Genomic DNA, 17,470 nt, shown 5'->3' with positions numbered 1-17,470 from the left:
GGTACTATACAAAGAAATGTTCTTCAGAATAACCATAAAAATGTATCGTATGCCCTTGTATTGTATAATGCATATTCCATATTGGCTGGGTTATAAGGGTTTGTGTATCAGTGTTATACTTTAATATAAAGCATGCTTCTGTCATGTTTTTATCCGTGATAACCATGCTTTGTTTTTCTTTATCAAAAATATAATTGAGTGTGTCGTCAAATCTTAGAGTATACCCAAAAGCTTGGCATTCTGTATAAGTATTCATCTAATCTCCTTTCATGCTTCCCATTTTGCTCGAATGTATATGTCTTTTCCTTTTATATCACAAGCCATATAATTTCCCTTGATGTCCAATGCGTCTGTATCAGCGTGGTAAGCAATCACAAGGCAAATATGTGGTTCTTTTTCATCGAAAAAAACGAGCATTTGTTTTTTTTCATCATACGTATATGTAGATGTATTTGAAATAATAAATGTGTATCCAAAACAAGACAATCTTTCTTTCATGTAATCTCCTTTATTTTATCAATAGATAATTGTCAGACACCACGTATGTCAACTGTGCATGATTGACAATGATTTTTTCTTCTTCGTGTTTTGTTAAAATGGCATACACGACTGTTTCGTCTTTGCTTGTCACAAGTGTGTGTTTTCCTAATACGACATGTAAATAGTCGGTATAACGAAAATCGTCGTGTTCGCAAAAGGTATGTATTTTTGGTTTTTCTATTCTCGGTGTACTATAAATATCAGGGTCAAATATGAGATATATCACATTTTGTTTTATGTTTAATGTTGCTTGAGTGTATAGTTGTATCTCTACACCTTGATTTTTTTTAATAGTAGCATAAATCTTGGGAAGTTGTTTATTGATAATCGTGTAGTGATGTTGTTTTTCATCAAAAAGACAACAAGAGTCATCATCAAGCTGTACACGATACGTGCCTATTTCAATCATCTTTGTTTCCTTTCTTGTCGGGATTAGAGGTTTAGCCAATGCCATTTCTGTCAAAAGGACCTACTCTATTTTCGTATTTGTCATATAGTTTCCAAAAACTGCCTCCATGTGTCCTGCTTTACTATTCACAGCTCTATCTCTTACCAATGTATATGAGGTAGAAGTATAATTACCTATTCTATCACTAACTTTAGAAATTCCGTATTTGTTAACAAATCTGCTAGTACTAGAGCTCTTGTTTTCATCTTTAAAATTACACTAAAATTTTGAATATTGTGTGTAGTTAGTGCTAATGCATATTTGCTATATTTAATAATAAATTAAAAAAAGATTAAAATCAATATCTTTCAAAAAAGAATTACTTTTTAAAACACACTATTTTTAAAATAGAAAATAGATGGTATAGCTATAAATATGACAACCAGTTGATGAAGTTGTTGGTTTTTTATGATAATTTTCACGAGCGGAGAATTTCTCATGCTTAGGGTATTTTTTATAGTCTACGTCTTTGAAAAAAATCCATTATTCATGTGTTAAAAAACTATTTTCTATTGACGAAAGCAAAGAAATCTTTTATACTCAAGCGGTAAGTTGAGGGACATGTTGTAGACAATTTAGAGAGCTTTTGAGTGGTGAAAGAAAGCACGGATACAATGCTACCCGAGATAAAGATGTTATAGAAATATGACCGTTTGCCAACGTTATCGGCATGAAGAGATGTAATGAACGAAAGTGTGCATTGCAAGTAGGGTGGAACCGTGCGGAAGTGCCCCTACATGCAAGGTGCACTTTATTTAATTTAGGAGGAAAAAATGGTTTTAACAAGTAAAGAAATACGTCAAAAATATTTAGACTTTTTTGCATCAAAACAACATGAGATTATTCCAAGTGCGTCTTTAATCCCAGTCAATGATCCAACATTATTATGGATTAACGCAGGTGTGGCACCGTTAAAAAAATATTTTGACGGAACAGAAGTACCAAACACACCACGTTTGGCAAATGCACAAAAATGTATTCGTACAAATGATATTGAAAATGTAGGGGTAACAGCACGTCACCACACACTATTTGAAATGTTAGGGAATTGGTCTATTGGAGAATATTTCAAGGAAGAGGCTATTTCATGGGCGTGGGAATTTTTAACAGATGAAAAATGGTTAGGTTTTGAACCTGAAAAATTATACGCAACATATTATCCAGAAGATACAGAAACACCAAATATTTGGAAAAAACAACCAAATTTTGATGGTTCACATTTAGTACCATTCGAAGATAATTTTTGGGATATTGGTGCAGGGCCATGCGGACCATGTACTGAAATTTTCTATGACCGTGGAGAAAAATATTTGGATATACCTGAAGATGATCCAGAAAACTACCCTGGTGGTGAAAATGAACGTTATTTAGAAATTTGGAACTTGGTATTTTCTGAGTTTAACCACATGCCAGATGATACATATCAACCACTGCCACGTAAAAATATTGATACGGGTATGGGATTAGAACGTGTAACATCTGTTTTACAAGATACACCAACAAATTTTGAAACAGACTTATTCAAACCAATTATTGACAAAATTGGTACATTAACTTCTATTCAATATGGTGATAATAAAACGACAGACACATCATTTAAAGTGATTGCGGACCATGTTCGTGCTGTAAGTTTTGCGATTGGAGATGGAGCATTGCCATCAAATGAAGGGCGCGGCTATATTTTACGTCGTTTAATTCGTCGTTCTGTTATGCACGGACAAAAATTAGGTATTCACCACACTTTTATGAAAGACTTAGTTCCAGTTGTTGCGGAAATTATGGGTGCATTCTATCCAGAAATTGTTGAAAAAACAGCCTTTATTCAAAAAGTAATCGGATCTGAAGAAGAAAAATTCCACGAAACAATTAATGGTGGATTAGAATTATTACAACATATTTTCAAAAATATGGATGAGAACAAAGAAACGGTTGTATCTGGACGAGAAGCCTTTAAATTATATGATACATATGGTTTCCCATTGGAATTAACGCAAGAATATGCAAGTGAACATCAATTCACAGTGAATACAGAAGAATTTGACATTGCGATGAACGAACAACGTGAACGTGCTAGAGCGGCTCGTCAAAAAGAAGAATCAATGGCTATTCAATCTGAAGTATATACATCAATTCATGTGCCAAGTGAGTTTGTTGGTTATCAAACACATGAAGCAATAGGAGAATTAAATGCGATTGTTTGTCATAACGAACAAGTGGATAACGTAGATGCTGAACAATATGCAAATGTGTTCTTCTCAACAACACCATTTTATGCTGAAATGGGAGGACAAGTTGCTGATACGGGTGTTGTGGAAACAATGGACGGACAAGTTGTTGCGATTGTTGAAAATGTGAAAAAAGCACCAAATGGACAACCAATGCATAGTGTTAAAGTAGTGTTACCACTACACGTTGGCACACAGTACAAATTAGTTGTTGATAAAGCACGTCGCCGTAAAATCACGAACAACCATACAGCGACACACTTATTGCACAAAGCCTTAAAAGATGTATTAGGCACGCATGCTAATCAAGCAGGTTCTTATGTTTCTCCAACTTATTTACGATTTGACTTTACACACTTTGGACAAGTTACACCAGAAGAACTAAAACAAATGGAACGTATTGTTAACGAAAAAATTTGGGAAGCATTAGATGTTGTGACGATTGAAACAGATGTTGACACAGCTAAATCAATGGGAGCAATGGCACTCTTTGGTGAAAAATATGGTAAAGTAGTACGTGTTGTCAATATTGGTGGTTATTCGATTGAATTATGTGGTGGTATTCATGTAGGCAACACACAAGAAATTGGTTTATTCCAAATTGTATCCGAATCAGGTATCGGTGCAGGAACAAGACGTATTGAAGCTGTTACAAGTCAAGAAGCATATGAACTATTAAATAGCTTTGAACGTACACTTGTTGACACAGCAAAAACAGTAAAATCTTCTGTGATGGATGTACCAACACGTGTTGGACAATTATTACAAGAACAAAAAGAATTGCGTTCAGAACTAGAATCATTAAAAGCAAAATTATTGAAGCAAGAATCAAATGCTTTATTTGATAATGTACAAGTCTACCATGATTTACGTATCATTGCAGTGGAAACACCAAATAAAGATATGAATGCATTAAGAGGACTAGCAGATACATGGAAAGAAAAAGATAGTTCAGATGTCTTTGTAGTTGCTACAGTACAAGATGACAAAGTGAACTTGCTTGTTGCCGCAAATAAAAAAGCCAATGAAAAAGGCGTGAAAGCAGGAGATTTAATCAAACAAATTGCTCCACTTGTGGCAGGTGGCGGTGGAGGTCGTCCAGATATGGCACAAGCTGGTGGTAAAAATCCTGCAGGTGTCAAAGATGCTTTAGCAAAAGTAATTGAATTATTAAAATAAAAAGAGAAAAAACATCACACAACCAATCTTGGTGTGTGATGTTTTTTAACATGATAATTAAGAAAATGTATAAAATATTCTACGATTTGTCTAAATATTTGATGAGTATTGGATGATAGGGTGTAGTTAATTATATGAAAAAATAAAAGCGGTATCATGAAAAAATCCCCATAAATATAGTTTTCTTATTTATATATTGTTATAATAAAATCAACAACACAATATTGGAGGGGTTTGTATGAGAAAATGGATACAAAAATGGATAAAGTGGTTAATGGTAGTTGTGCTTTTCGTAGGTATTTCACCGAGTTTGAAAGCGTATTCCGATCAAGAGAACTATATGCGTGTGTTTTCGATTGATGCAGGGCGTAAATATTTTTCATTAGAACAACTCAAACAGCTTGTCGATAAAGCACAAGAATTAGGCTTTACTGATTTACACGTTTTATTAGGTAATGATGGTTTAAGATTCGTTCTAGATGACATGGAAATTACAACAAATAGTAAAACGTACCCAAGTAATGCTGTCAAAGAAGCGATAAAAGAAGGGAATAGATCTTATTATAATGATCGAAATGGGGATGCTTTAACCCAAGCAGAAATGACAGAGTTATTGGCGTATGCTGCTTCTAAGAAAGTGTCTATTATTCCAGCTGTCAATAGCCCAGGACATATGGATGCGATTTTAGTTGCTATGGAAAAATTAGGGATTGCTAATCCGTTCCACACAAATAATGGTATAAGTTCCGATAGAACATTAGATATTACGAATACAGAAGCCGTTGATTTTACAAAACAATTAGTTAAAAAATATGCTAATTATTTTTCTGGAAAAGTACGTATTTTTAATTTTGGGGCAGATGAATTTGCTAATGACTTATACACACAAGGCACGAATGGATTTAAAGCATTACAATCAAAAGGACTTTATAAAACATTCGGAGAATATGTGAACGCTCTGGCACAGATTATTAAAGATGCAAATTTACAACCAATGGCGTTTAATGACGGATTTTACTATAACAATAGTGAAGAGGTAACGTTTGATAAAGATATTATTATTTCTTATTGGACATCGGGTTGGAATGGGTATAATGTTGCCTCTGCAAAAACATTGAGTGCAAAAGGACATAAAATTCTAAATACAAATGATGCTTGGTATTATGTGGTGGGTCGTGATTATTCAGGTAGTGGTTGGTATAACTTACAACAAGGATTAGATGGCGTTCAAAAAGCACCATTTAGACAAGTGGCAGGTACCACTTATAATCCAGATGATCCAAGTGCAAACGTGAATATTATCGGAAGTATGGTTTGTACATGGTGTGATACACCGTCAAGACAATATAAACCAAATTTAGCCTTTAGACTTATGCAAGCTTTTGCAACAAAAAATGCAGATGTGTTTGCTAAAAAACCGAATGCTGATTATGCAAAAGTGGATGCATTACTTGCACGAGTACCAAAAGATTTGACAATATACAACACAAATGTTGTTGATGCATTAACAAAACTAATTAATTCGATTGATCGAACAAAAACAAACGATCAACAAGAAGAAGTGAATGAATATGCTAAACAATTAGAAGAATTGTTAAATACATTGGAACTAAAACCTGCAGATTATACAGCATTAATTGAAGGTATATCAAAAATACCTCAAGATTTAGATAACTATACAGAAGAAACAGTTGAAAATCTAACGAATTTTATTAATAATATTGATGAAACAAAAAATATCACACAACAAAGTGATGTTGATGCATACGTGGAACAGTTAGAAGATTTAGTAAAAGCATTAACATTGAAAAAAGCAGATTACACAGCATTAGATAAAGTAGTCGCAACAGTACCAAAAGATTTGGATAGCTATACAGAAGAAAGTGTAAAAGCTTTAACAGATTTTATCAATGATATTGATAAAACAAAAAATATCACACAACAAAGTGATGTTGATGCATACGTGAAACAATTAGAAGATTTAGTAAAAGCACTAACATTGAAAAAAGCAGATTACACAGCATTAGATGAAGTAGTAGCGACAGTACCAAAAGATTTGGATAGCTATACAGAAGAAAGTGTAAAAGCTTTAACAGATTTTATCAATAATGTTGATAAAACAAAAAATATCACACAACAAAGTGATGTTGATGCATACGTGAAACAGTTAGAAGATTTAGTAAAAGCACTAACATTGAAAAAAGCAGATTACACAGCATTAGATAAAGTGCTAGCAACAGTACCAAAAGATTTGGATAGCTATACAGAAGAAAGCGTAAAAGCTTTAACAGATTTTATTAAAAATATTGATAAAACAAAAAATATTACACAACAAAATGATGTTAATCATGATGTGCAAAAATTAGAAGAAACGATTAAAGCACTTGTCTTGAAAAAATCTCCAGTATTACCACATCTACCAAAAGATGCAGAAATAGAATATATGATAATTGATGGAAATAATCAAACAATTTCAGCGGGACAAACACTTAGAATGGCATCAAATGCTGATTTTAATAAATTCGTATCTGTTATGGTTGACGGTAAAATGGTAGATAAAAGTATGTATACGGTAAAAAGTGGTAGTACGATTGTTACATTATCAAATATGTATACAGCAACATTAACAACAGGCAAACATCAATTAAGTATTGTTTCTCGTGATGGTAAAGCAGTGGGAACGTTCTATGTGAAAAAAGCAACTGTTAAAGAAAATGCAAATATAAAAACAAATAGTACACTGTCAAAAGAAACAACAAAAAATAAAACACTGGTGAAAACAGGAGAACAAATGGCATTGTGGACAATGTTCATTGGACTACTTTGTATTGGTGTTGCTGTATGGCTTAAAAAACAACATTAAGAAAATCAAAAAAACGCAATAAGTCACGCTTATTGCGTTTTTTTGATATAATAAATGTAATAAAGTCAAAAATAAGGAGAATAAGATGAACACATTAAACTATTTACAAGAATTGTTGGCAATAGCATCTCCAACAGGGTTCACAAAAGATGTTATTGAGTATTTGATAGAAACGACTGAAAAAATGGGATATAGAGCTAAACGTACCAATAAAGGCGGTGTTTTAGTAACCGTTCAGGGTAAAGATGATACTAAACATAAAGTAGTGACGGCACATGTGGATACTTTAGGTACTATTGTACGTGCGATTAAACCAGATGGACGATTAAAATTAGATAAAATCGGTGGATTCCCTTGGAATATGATTGAGGGAGAAAACTGTACAGTACATATTGCGAGTACGGGGGGGAAAGTAACAGGAACAATTTTATTACATCAAACGAGTTGTCATGTGTATCGTGAGGCAGGTACGATTGAACGTACACAAGATAATATGGAAGTACGTTTAGATGAGAAAGTCAAAAAAGCAGATGATACAAAAGCATTAGGCATCAATGTAGGAGATTTTGTTAGCTTTGACCCAAGAACTACCTTAACCGATACGGGATTTATCAAAAGTCGATTCCTTGATGATAAAGTGAGTGCTGCTATTTTACTGGCACTTTTAGAAAAATACCAACTAGAAAAAATAGTACTACCATATACAACACATATCTATTTTTCAACAAATGAAGAAATTGGATACGGTGCTAATTCATCTATTGATGAGCGTACAGTAGAATATTTGGCTGTGGATATGGGAGCAATGGGGGATGATCAACAAACAGATGAATATACTGTATCTATTTGTGTGAAAGATGGTTCTGGTCCATATCATTATGGATTTCGTCAACATTTAGTAGCGTTGGCGAATCAATATGCTATCCCATTTCAGTTAGATATTTATCCATATTATGGGAGTGATGCCTCCGCAGCAATGCGTGCTGGTGCAGATGTGAAACATGCTCTATTAGGAGCGGGGATTGAATCAAGTCATTCCTATGAACGTACACACATAGATTCTATTGTGGCGACACAAAACTTAGTGGATGCGTACATTCAAAGTGGGTTAGTAGAATAGAAAAATCGGCTACTAAGAGGAGTAGGGTATGAAGTGGCTATAATGGATATGCACCGACTAATACTAGACATAGACTTATGAATGGTGTGTATTCAAGATGTTCTCATAAATAATGAATATTTTATTAGAAAGGAAACGGAGATGCTAGATTTATTAAAAGACACTAAAGTGTGGACGATTTTATTTGCCATTGTATTTTATATCATCGTACGTACGATTTCGGATAGGCTTCTAGCCAAACGTAATAATTTATCTGTACGTTTTATTGGAAATTTATGTAAAACAGGAGCATTGATTTTTGGCTTTTTTCTTATTTTAAGTCAGTTTGAAAATTTTAGAGGATTTATTACATCTCTACTAGCTAACTCAGCACTTGTCGTGGCAGTATTAGGTTTTGCTTTACAAAATGTGATTCGGAACTTATTGGCAGGTATTTTATTGATACAATCAGATGCCTTCAAAATCGGTGATAGAGTACGATTATCCGATAAAAATATTACTGGTGTCATTGAAGAAATGAATTTACATTATACAGTGATTAAATTGTATACGAATGAGCGTGCGATTGTTCCGAATTATGTGATGAATGAAACGGTCGTTATCAATAATGACAAAAAGGATTCAACAACAAGCTATCCGATTTCCTTTTATATTCGATTGGATAAAGATTTAGATAAGGTCATAGATATTATTAAAGAACAAATTATTCGTCATCATCTCGTGCTGAATAAAGAAGATACTAAAGTGACGCTGGCGGAGTTGAGTACAACGTATGTTGAGGTGAAAGCTTTCATTTGGACACGAGATATTGAGGAAAGTTTTATTACGGTATCGGCATTACGATTGGATATTATTAAAGCCTTGCAAAAGCATGATTTAATTAGTGTTGAAACGACTCTTTCATAAGAATAAAATGACTAGTGAAAAACTAGTCATTTTTGTTTGTAAAGTATCTTGTTATTTTCCAAATAATCTCTTATAATAAGTGGACAATAATGGAGGATAGACGTGAAAGATAAAACAAAATTAGGGATTGCTATAGGTGTTTTAGTCACATTTATTATTGGTTTGGCACTCTATTGCATGCCGAATCCAAAAGTGATGTTTGTAGAAAATACGCAGCAGAGTACAACTCAAGAATCCATCAGAGAAACAGAAAGTGAAATATCATCAGAATCCGTAGAGAAAATAGAGGAAAAAGCAGTCAAAAAACGACAAAAATCAATGGAAGAAAAACAAGATGTGATGAAAGCCGATTTGGCAGAAATGGATGCGTATGGTTTGTATTATGACTACCCCAATTTATCTTTAGTAGATACTGTAAAAGCTTATTTAGACGAGTTTGGTATTGATTATAAGAGTATTGCTTTTTCTTATAAAGATATTGACACAAATGAAACTTTTTCTATGAATGATACACAGCCGATGACAGCTGGTAGTACATATAAATTACCATTAAATATGTTAGTAGTTGATGAAGTAGAAGCAGGGCGGTTATCTTTAGATGAGGCATTTGATATTACGGGAACAACCTATGAATACAAAGGGGAGCATGATACATACGTCTCAGTTTTTGGCGGAGCTATGACTATTCCACAAATGCAAAAATATTCCTTACAATATTCTGAGAATACCCCCGCCTACGCATTGGCAGATAGAGTAGGAGGCATTGAAGCCGCGTATGCCATGTTTGGACGGTATGGGCAATCCAAAGCAGATACTAAAACAATCGACTTGAATAATAAAACAACCACAGATTACTATATTCAAGTATTAGAATACTTGTGGAATGATAGAGAGAAATATCGTGATTTAATCATGTATCTTGGCTACTCTTTCCCAGACGAGTATTATAAGACATTTGTGAAAGTACCTGTGTATCAAAAACCAGGATATGTTCGTGAAGCTTTGAATGTTTGTGCGATTGTAGAAGAAAATAAGCCATATTTAGTATCTATCTATACTGCTGGATTAGGTGGTAGCACTATTCATAGTACGGAAGTAAGTGGTGTAGGTGCATATCAATTAGGTGCTTTAGCTTACGTAATCAATGAGTGGCACAGAGTGAATATGAATTAATAGTTCTTTATCAATTGTATTGGTAAAGAGCACATCACTTGGCAGTGAATGCCTTTGTCATTCACTGCCTTTTTCTTTTAGTATAAACATTATCAAAATACAGTTGCTTTATTCTCGATAGAGCTAAAATCTAAATAACGAGGGAAAATTGATATTATGAAGTGTTTATTTTCTTTTATTTTTACAGAGATTTTACTTGATTTACTACGAGAAAATCTTATAAACGAAAGGAGAGTATGCTATAATAAGCACAGGATACTGATTAGGAGATAAATATGGTTAATAAAAAAGTAGCAAAATATGAATTAGAAAGTAAACCACTGATTTATAGTTACCCATTAGCAGATTTAGAGGCGTGGTTTATTGAGAATGGACAAAAAAAATTCCGTGCCAATCAAGTGTGGGATTGGTTATATCGAAAACGTGTCAATTCTTTTCAAGAGATGACAAATTTATCTAAAGATATAATTGATTTATTAGAAGAAACATTTGCTTTTCCTGTTTTAAATGAAAAAATTAAGCAACAATCAACTGATGGGACACGTAAATTTCTATTTGAATTAGCAGATGGCTTACTCATTGAAACAGTATTGATGCCTCAAGAATATGGTTTATCTATTTGTGTCACAACGCAAGTGGGTTGTAATATTGGCTGTACATTTTGTGCCAGTGGTATCATTGCCAAACAACGTGATTTAGTTGCTGGTGAAATTGTTGCACAAGTGATGCACGTTCAAAAAACATTAGATACTTTAGGTAAGGACGAACGTGTTAGTCATATTGTTGTAATGGGAATAGGAGAACCTTTTGATAACTATGATAATGTCATAAAATTTTTATCCGTTGTAAATTCTGACAAAGGATTGGCGATAGGTGCTAGACATATTACCGTTTCTACGAGTGGACTAGCTCCAAAAATTATAGAATTTGCAGATAATGGTTTACAAGTGAACCTCGCCTTATCTTTACACGCACCAGATAATGAAACACGTTCGAGAATTATGCGTATTAATCGTAAATATCCGATTGAAGTTGTCATGGGTGCGATTGATGAATACATTCGTAAAACAAATCGACGTGTGACGTTTGAATACATTATGTTAGATCATGTCAACGACTCTGTTGAACAGGCTCAACAGTTAGTTGATTTATTAAAAGACAAAAAACATCTATCATACGTCAATTTAATTCCATATAACAAAGTAAGAGAGCACGACCAATATGAACGTAGTAGTAAAGAGCGAGTAGTTGCCTTTTACGATGTTTTAAAGAAAAATCGTATTAACTGTGTCGTACGTAAAGAATTTGGACACGATATAGAAGCTGCATGTGGTCAATTACGTTCAAGTCAAATGAAAAAGCAAGCTAATAAAAAAAGTTCTCTAACCTAAAATGGTAGGTTAGAGAACTTTTTTGTTAGGTCTTTTCATCTTTTTGTCTATCTACATAGAAAATTTCTTTATCTTTGCATATAGTATGTATAGTACATGATGTGTCATGTTGATAAAATTTGTAGATAAGGAAGTGAGATATGGACTATTTTTCTTGGTTAGAGCATTTAAAATCTAGTTTAGATGCCAATGTACCATTTGGTATATGTGCAATAATTGTTATTTTTGAATTTATTGGATTTACTTTACATCAAAGGCATGCAAGAAAAAATTTTGATGTGATTATTTTTATTGAGGAGAGAGCAATTATCCGTTTAGAGCGTGTCGTTGACAAAAAAGATGAGATGATTATAAAACTTCAAAGTAAGTTATTTCATAAAAAAGAATTGGAGGAAGATAAATGAACAATGCTAGTTTTTTAATACTATGTATTTTTGTTACTATTGTGTTTTACGTATGGGATATATCTCAGCATCGAAAAACATTGAATAGAGCTATGTTAAAAGTTCACTGGCAACATAAAATTTTTGTAAATATTCACCTGAAACAAATGTGTTCTGTATATCCAATGCTTTCTAAAGTAACGGCTTCATTTAGTCAATCAAAATTACAAGATGATAGCATACAAGAGATAGTAAGTCGTTCAAAATTATTAGACATAATTGATAAACAACAATTAAATAAGGAAATAGATGATTTAATGGAGAACGGTTCTGAAAATGATAAAGATGTTTTTATTTGGTATCTATTAACGTGTCTATGGATACAAGATTATAAGTATCATCACATGAAAGTTATGAATATTGAAAAAGAAACGCAAAAATTAAAGGATGAGAAAAGTGAACGAGATAGAATTTTAAATCGAGGATTTTGCTTAATGTAATAGAATATTTTGAAAAGTGACTAAGTATTGTATAGCCTATAGAAGAAAATATTAGATAATCAGCTGGGTGCATCCTCTATATTTCGAGTTGAGATAATTAGATTACCTAATATATAGAAATATACTACTAGTGCATTGATTAAGTTAGGTGTAATGGTGTTATTAAGTGTCTTAAGTGTCAATGTATACTTTCATAATTTTAATAAAAGGAAAAGACTTCAAAAAAGCTAAAAATTTTTGAAATCTGCTTTTTTCTTGCAGTACATTAGCAAAACGAACAACTGTGTATATTATAGGTAAATGATAGAGATAATTTTTATTTATCAATATAGCAGCCATTAAGAAAGGCATGTACGAATGACGTGCATGCCTTTTTGATTTCATACAAGTTTATCATATATTTATTTTGAAAAATAAACGCCTAGTCTATATTTCCTATTGATAAAGCGAATGGCTTTTATTTTATCCAACTGTTGTTGTGAGATTGCTTGTTTTAACATAGCCATTTTTTCATTTTTGATGATTAAATTGTATATGACAATTTTTTTCTGTTTGTCCTCTCCATATGCTGCTATGAGTGTAAGAAGAAGTATGATATATAAGAAAAATTTTGTGTCCATCTATCACCACTAAAACAATTATCTTGAATGCCTTTAAACACTAGAATAGTCAAGTATTGATACCTTTCATTTAACGTATTAGTGAATCATAGAAAGAATATCCCAATTTATGACCTGGAGTTTTTCTTGAAATTTCTGAAAAAAATACGCTGACATCTCGTGATAATTCTCGTTTCAAAGCAAGTATTCCTAATTGTGTTTTTAAATCTTCCACAACTTTTCTCTCATACATATTATTTTCTATCTTATTCTTTGCTTCTAATAAAAGTTCTCTTTCTTTATCACTTATAAGATAATTCAATACTAAACGATATATTACAGTTAATAACTCTTGATTTTCATTTTCCCATTTTATTTTCATAATCGTACATCTCCATAATATCTATTTAAACATAAATTGTCCTTATAAAACGATGTGTACATTGGTGTCGCCGGTTTCTTTTCATAAGTATATTATAGACCTCTGTTAGATTAATGTAAATTTATATATCAACATAAAAATGATATAGCATTTATTTTCTGTACTCTCCACCTAAAGCTTTATATCATGTGATGTGACAAATGTCATTTTTTTATGTGACATCTTTTACTAATAAGAGTTGGAAATAGAGATTATACTATATCTATCAAACTAAATACGGAGCATGAGGAGTGTGTTATATGATTGAAGTAAATAAAATATATAAAGCGATAAGTGGACAACATATTTTAAAAGATATTTCTTTTACGATTAATAAAGGAGATTGTGTCGCTTTGATTGGTCCGAATGGAGCAGGAAAAACGACGTTAATGTCCTGCTTAATTGGCGATAAATTTGTTTCAAAGGGTGAAATAACGATTGATAAAATGCCTGTCACACATGCGTCCTTAAAAACAAAAGTCGCCATTTTACCACAGGAAAATGTAGCACCTCAAAATTTAAAAGTATTCGAATTGATTACATTCTTCCAAAAAATTCACAAAAATTCATTATCCACAGAAGAAATTGATGCTTTACTAGGTTTTTCAGCAGAGCAAAAAAATCAAGTTACCGAAAAATTATCGGGTGGGCAAAGACGGTTGATGTCTTTTGTACTAACACTCATTGGTCAACCAAGTATTTTATTTTTAGATGAACCAACAGCAAGTATGGATACGTCGACAAGACAACGGTTTTGGGAAATTATTTCTCAATTAAAAACAAAGGGTGTCACGATTATTTACTCCTCACACTACATCGAAGAAGTAGAACATACGGCAGATAGAATTTTAGTGTTGCATCATGGGCAACTTTTACGTGATACGACACCGCATAAAATGCGTTCGGAGGAACGAGAAAAGCAGTTTAATATACCGATTATATATCAGAAAAGTATCCAAAAACTTGAGATAATTTATGATGTCAAAACATCACGTGATACGATAACGTTTATGACAAAAGAGCCCCAAAAAGTCTTTGAATATCTACAAAATTTAGGGTGTTCGATTGAAGATATGGAAATGTTAAACAAAACATTATTAAATACACTGTTTGATAATACAAAGGAGGAAAAATAATGGGTGCTTTATTAAAAATGGAATTGATTTTAACAAAACGTGATTTGTTTTCATTTGTTTTAGGGATTGGTATGCCCGTTTTGTTTTTCCTGCTTTTTTCATCTATGTTTGATAGTAGTTATGGGGATGTGGCGATACTAACACGCAATTATTTAATTACCATGACCGCTTTTAGTATGAGTAGTTTTGGATTATACGGTTTTCCAATTTTACTGGATACAGATAAGAAAAATAATTGGTTGATACAAATACAGCATTCGCCGATTTCGTTAGCACAATACTATGCGGTAAAAGTGATACGCATGTTTGTATCTTTTGTTATTTCGATTATCATCAATTTTGCTGTAGGTATTTTTATTAAAAATGTAGCAATGAGTGTGGGGCAATGGATTGTGAGTGCTCTATTATTGTTAGTAGGCAGTTTGACGTACTTAGCGATTGGGTTATTATTAACCCTTTTTAAAACAACACAAACCATGAATATCGTTGCGAATATTTTGTATTTTGTTTTGGCTATTTTTGGAGGTTCGTGGATGCCTTATGAAACATTACCACAATGGATGCAGCAAGTAGCTCATATGACGCCAAGTTATTATGCAAATCAGTTGGTCTTGGGGTATTTAAAGAATGATACCGTGAATATCTTAACTTTACTAATTGTTGTTGTGTATGCCATAATAGTAGGAGGAATAGCGTTTATTTTGAGAAAAAAACAGGAGGTAAAATAATGTCGATTTTCAAAAAAATACACCCAATGTATTTTGTATCACTTGTTTATCTTATTTTTCCATTTTACTACATTTTTACGGGAGAATATTCTCTATGGTTTTTACCATTAACAATTCTTTTTGTTGTTTCATACTTATCGCTTATACTGGTTAAACAAGAGAGCATTGAATGGATATTATTTCTTTATCTATGTGTGTACACCATTGTGTTAACGGTATTTGGGAGTGTCACGTCATCACTATTTATTTTCTATATTACCAATATATTGACATGGCATTTTCAAGATGATGCTTTAACAAGTAAACGCTACATTATTTTTTATATGACCTATGCCGTATTGCTTTATTGTATATTCCAAGTAAAAGACATCGAAGTAATTATCTTTTTGGTAATTTTTCATTTAGTAGCGGTTGGTATGATGTATGTGATGAGAAAAAGCGTAAAAGAGGAGCGGTTAAAGAAAATACTTCAAGAAAAAAATGAATCTATCAATTTACTACTAGCGGAAAATGAAAGAAACCGTATTGGACAAGATTTACATGATACATTGGGACATGTCTTTGCCATGTTAAGTGTAAAAAGTGAATTAGCAATAGCGTTCATGGAAAATAAAGAGTATGACAAAGCGAGAAAAGAAATTGAAGAACTTAGAGAAGTGACGACAATTTCCATGAAAGAGGTTAGGCAGATTGTTCAGTCTTTGAAAAAACATACAGTGGAAGAGGAATTGCACATTTTACAAAATATGTTTGCTATGGCACAAATCACATTGAATGTGACAAATCGTGATATGATAAAAGTTTTATCAGAACCGTTACAAGCAGTGATTACGATGATATTAAGAGAATGTGGTAATAATTTAATCAAGCATAGTCAAGCAACCCATTGTCATATAGGATTTGAACGAAAAAGTAAAGAAATGCTAATAACGGTAGAAGATAATGGTGTTGGATTTGATACATGGACAGGGCAAGAGTTGCATTCAATACGAGATAGATTGACAACAATAAAAGGACAGCTAGAAATGACATCACTAAAAGACCCAACACGTTTGATAATGTGGATACCATTGGAGGAGGACTTGATATGAATGTATTAGTTGCAGAAGATCAAGGGATGTTATTAGATGCGATGTGTCAATTACTTACAATGCAAGAGGAAATTCGTCATGTTCACCAAGTATCTAATGGGAAATTAGCCATAGATTGTTTAGAAAAAGAGCAGATTGATGTAGCAATACTAGATATTGAAATGCCCTACATGACAGGACTAGATGTTTTAGAATGGATACGTGAACGACAGTTAAACACGAAAGTGATTATTGTGACAACATTTAAACGTCCGGGATATTTTCAAAGAGCAGTTAGAGCAGGTGTAGATGCTTTCGTATTAAAAGAACGGAGCATTTCAGACTTGATGATAACCATTCAAAGTGTTTTGAAAGGTCAAAAAGAGTATTCCCCAGAACTTATGGAAGTGATGTTTATGCAAGAAAATCCATTGACAGAACAAGAACAAGTATTATTAAAACAAGTATCTTTAGGATTGTCTAATAAAGAAATTTCCCAAAAAATGTTTTTATCTAATGGAACAGTTCGGAACTATATGTCAACGATTTTACTAAAATTAGAAGCAACAAATCGTATTGAAGCAGTAAACATTGCAGAAAAAAATGGCTGGGTTTAAAATTAAAATTTAATGAGAAGTACACAGAATATAGATCGTAAAACAAAAAAATCTATATTTTGTGTATTTTTTAGGGAGGGAGGGTTAGAAAATCCTTTTTTGTAGATAGATAAAAACCTATGTATTAAATAAAAACGCTTTAAAATATATAAAAATTAACGAGGGAGGGCT

17 protein-coding genes are annotated in these 17,470 nt (G+C 32.6%); 12 read left to right on the top strand and 5 right to left on the bottom strand.

What is annotated here, in order from left to right:
• Positions 1-4: 4 nt before the first annotated feature.
• From H1220_08095 to H1220_08085, 3 genes are read right to left on the bottom strand one after another with little or no spacing between them, the layout of a single operon-like run.
• Complete coding sequence (locus H1220_08095) at positions 5-256, bottom strand: hypothetical protein (protein QMI85635.1); 252 nt, start codon at positions 254-256, stop codon at positions 5-7.
• An 11-nt stretch (positions 257-267) separates the two neighbouring features.
• Positions 268-498, bottom strand: coding sequence for a hypothetical protein (locus tag H1220_08090; protein QMI85634.1), 231 nt, complete (start codon positions 496-498; stop codon positions 268-270).
• Between the two features lie 10 nt (positions 499-508).
• Positions 509-1,003, bottom strand: coding sequence for a hypothetical protein (locus tag H1220_08085; protein QMI85633.1), 495 nt, complete (start codon positions 1,001-1,003; stop codon positions 509-511).
• 758 nt (positions 1,004-1,761) lie between these two features.
• Between H1220_08085 and alaS the strand changes: the two genes are divergently transcribed.
• From alaS to H1220_08045, 8 genes are all read left to right on the top strand, one after another.
• On the top strand, positions 1,762-4,392 hold the full coding sequence (gene alaS, locus H1220_08080; GenBank protein QMI85632.1) for an alanine--tRNA ligase: 2,631 nt from the start codon (positions 1,762-1,764) through the stop codon (positions 4,390-4,392).
• Positions 4,393-4,630: 238 nt separating this feature from the next.
• Positions 4,631-7,255, top strand: a complete 2,625-nt coding sequence (locus tag H1220_08075) for a family 20 glycosylhydrolase (GenBank protein ID QMI85631.1) — start codon at positions 4,631-4,633, stop codon at positions 7,253-7,255.
• 85 nt (positions 7,256-7,340) lie between these two features.
• On the top strand, positions 7,341-8,375 hold the full coding sequence (locus tag H1220_08070; GenBank protein QMI85630.1) for a M42 family metallopeptidase: 1,035 nt from the start codon (positions 7,341-7,343) through the stop codon (positions 8,373-8,375).
• Between the two features lie 141 nt (positions 8,376-8,516).
• Complete coding sequence (locus H1220_08065; GenBank protein QMI85629.1) at positions 8,517-9,281, top strand: mechanosensitive ion channel; 765 nt, start codon at positions 8,517-8,519, stop codon at positions 9,279-9,281.
• A 177-nt stretch (positions 9,282-9,458) separates the two neighbouring features.
• Positions 9,459-10,454: a serine hydrolase gene (locus H1220_08060; protein QMI86695.1), complete on the top strand. Its 996-nt coding sequence runs from the start codon at positions 9,459-9,461 to the stop codon at positions 10,452-10,454.
• 275 nt (positions 10,455-10,729) lie between these two features.
• Positions 10,730-11,845: a 23S rRNA (adenine(2503)-C(2))-methyltransferase RlmN gene (gene rlmN, locus H1220_08055; protein ID QMI85628.1), complete on the top strand. Its 1,116-nt coding sequence runs from the start codon at positions 10,730-10,732 to the stop codon at positions 11,843-11,845.
• A 140-nt stretch (positions 11,846-11,985) separates the two neighbouring features.
• The gene (locus H1220_08050) at positions 11,986-12,249 is read left to right on the top strand and encodes a hypothetical protein (protein QMI85627.1); all 264 of its coding nucleotides are present in this window, start codon (positions 11,986-11,988) and stop codon (positions 12,247-12,249) included.
• Entirely contained in the window at positions 12,246-12,728 is a 483-nt protein-coding gene (locus tag H1220_08045) for a hypothetical protein (GenBank protein ID QMI85626.1), read from the top strand. Before H1220_08050 ends, H1220_08045 begins: the two co-directional genes overlap by 4 nt.
• 401 nt (positions 12,729-13,129) lie before the next feature.
• On the opposite strand, the gene H1220_08040 is transcribed toward H1220_08045, so the two are convergent.
• Both H1220_08040 and H1220_08035 read right to left on the bottom strand, forming a co-directional pair.
• A complete protein-coding gene (locus tag H1220_08040) occupies positions 13,130-13,348 on the bottom strand; it encodes a hypothetical protein (GenBank protein ID QMI85625.1) in 219 nt (72 codons plus the stop codon).
• 70 nt (positions 13,349-13,418) lie between these two features.
• Positions 13,419-13,709 (bottom strand): bacteriocin immunity protein, encoded by a 291-nt coding sequence (locus H1220_08035; protein ID QMI85624.1) that lies wholly within the window; start codon positions 13,707-13,709, stop codon positions 13,419-13,421.
• Between the two features lie 299 nt (positions 13,710-14,008).
• On the opposite strand from H1220_08035, the gene H1220_08030 reads away from it, so the two are divergent.
• From H1220_08030 to H1220_08015, 4 genes are read left to right on the top strand one after another with little or no spacing between them, the layout of a single operon-like run.
• Positions 14,009-14,884, top strand: a complete 876-nt coding sequence (locus tag H1220_08030) for an ABC transporter ATP-binding protein (GenBank protein ID QMI85623.1) — start codon at positions 14,009-14,011, stop codon at positions 14,882-14,884.
• Positions 14,884-15,612, top strand: a complete 729-nt coding sequence (locus tag H1220_08025; protein ID QMI85622.1) for an ABC transporter permease — start codon at positions 14,884-14,886, stop codon at positions 15,610-15,612. The genes H1220_08030 and H1220_08025 overlap by 1 nt, the downstream gene beginning before the upstream one ends.
• The gene (locus H1220_08020; GenBank protein QMI85621.1) at positions 15,612-16,703 is read left to right on the top strand and encodes a sensor histidine kinase; all 1,092 of its coding nucleotides are present in this window, start codon (positions 15,612-15,614) and stop codon (positions 16,701-16,703) included. Before H1220_08025 ends, H1220_08020 begins: the two co-directional genes overlap by 1 nt.
• Positions 16,700-17,299 (top strand): response regulator transcription factor, encoded by a 600-nt coding sequence (locus H1220_08015; GenBank protein QMI85620.1) that lies wholly within the window; start codon positions 16,700-16,702, stop codon positions 17,297-17,299. The genes H1220_08020 and H1220_08015 overlap by 4 nt, the downstream gene beginning before the upstream one ends.
• The last annotated feature ends 171 nt before the right edge of the window (positions 17,300-17,470 follow it).

It is taken from the genome of Carnobacteriaceae bacterium zg-84, assembly GCA_013874835.1.
In the GTDB taxonomy this organism is placed as follows: domain Bacteria; phylum Bacillota; class Bacilli; order Lactobacillales; family Aerococcaceae; genus WM01.
Note: the sequence above shows the minus strand (reverse complement) of the source record. Positions and strands in the feature narration are given on the sequence as shown.

Bases quoted from the DNA above. Each gene is read 5' to 3' on its own strand.
- H1220_08065 (QMI85629.1), top strand. From the start codon at position 8,517: ATGCTAGATTTATTAAAAGACACTAAAGTGTGGACGATTTTATTTGCC.
- H1220_08015 (QMI85620.1), top strand. From the start codon at position 16,700: ATGAATGTATTAGTTGCAGAAGATCAAGGGATGTTATTAGATGCGATG.
- H1220_08035 (QMI85624.1), bottom strand. From the start codon at position 13,709: ATGAAAATAAAATGGGAAAATGAAAATCAAGAGTTATTAACTGTAATA.
- H1220_08020 (QMI85621.1), top strand. From the start codon at position 15,612: ATGTCGATTTTCAAAAAAATACACCCAATGTATTTTGTATCACTTGTT.
- rlmN (QMI85628.1), top strand. From the start codon at position 10,730: ATGGTTAATAAAAAAGTAGCAAAATATGAATTAGAAAGTAAACCACTG.
- H1220_08050 (QMI85627.1), top strand. From the start codon at position 11,986: ATGGACTATTTTTCTTGGTTAGAGCATTTAAAATCTAGTTTAGATGCC.
- H1220_08070 (QMI85630.1), top strand. From the start codon at position 7,341: ATGAACACATTAAACTATTTACAAGAATTGTTGGCAATAGCATCTCCA.
- H1220_08025 (QMI85622.1), top strand. From the start codon at position 14,884: ATGGGTGCTTTATTAAAAATGGAATTGATTTTAACAAAACGTGATTTG.
- H1220_08045 (QMI85626.1), top strand. From the start codon at position 12,246: ATGAACAATGCTAGTTTTTTAATACTATGTATTTTTGTTACTATTGTG.
- H1220_08090 (QMI85634.1), bottom strand. From the start codon at position 498: ATGAAAGAAAGATTGTCTTGTTTTGGATACACATTTATTATTTCAAAT.
- H1220_08030 (QMI85623.1), top strand. From the start codon at position 14,009: ATGATTGAAGTAAATAAAATATATAAAGCGATAAGTGGACAACATATT.
- H1220_08060 (QMI86695.1), top strand. From the start codon at position 9,459: ATGCCGAATCCAAAAGTGATGTTTGTAGAAAATACGCAGCAGAGTACA.
- alaS (QMI85632.1), top strand. From the start codon at position 1,762: ATGGTTTTAACAAGTAAAGAAATACGTCAAAAATATTTAGACTTTTTT.
- H1220_08075 (QMI85631.1), top strand. From the start codon at position 4,631: ATGAGAAAATGGATACAAAAATGGATAAAGTGGTTAATGGTAGTTGTG.
- H1220_08040 (QMI85625.1), bottom strand. From the start codon at position 13,348: ATGGACACAAAATTTTTCTTATATATCATACTTCTTCTTACACTCATA.
- H1220_08095 (QMI85635.1), bottom strand. From the start codon at position 256: ATGAATACTTATACAGAATGCCAAGCTTTTGGGTATACTCTAAGATTT.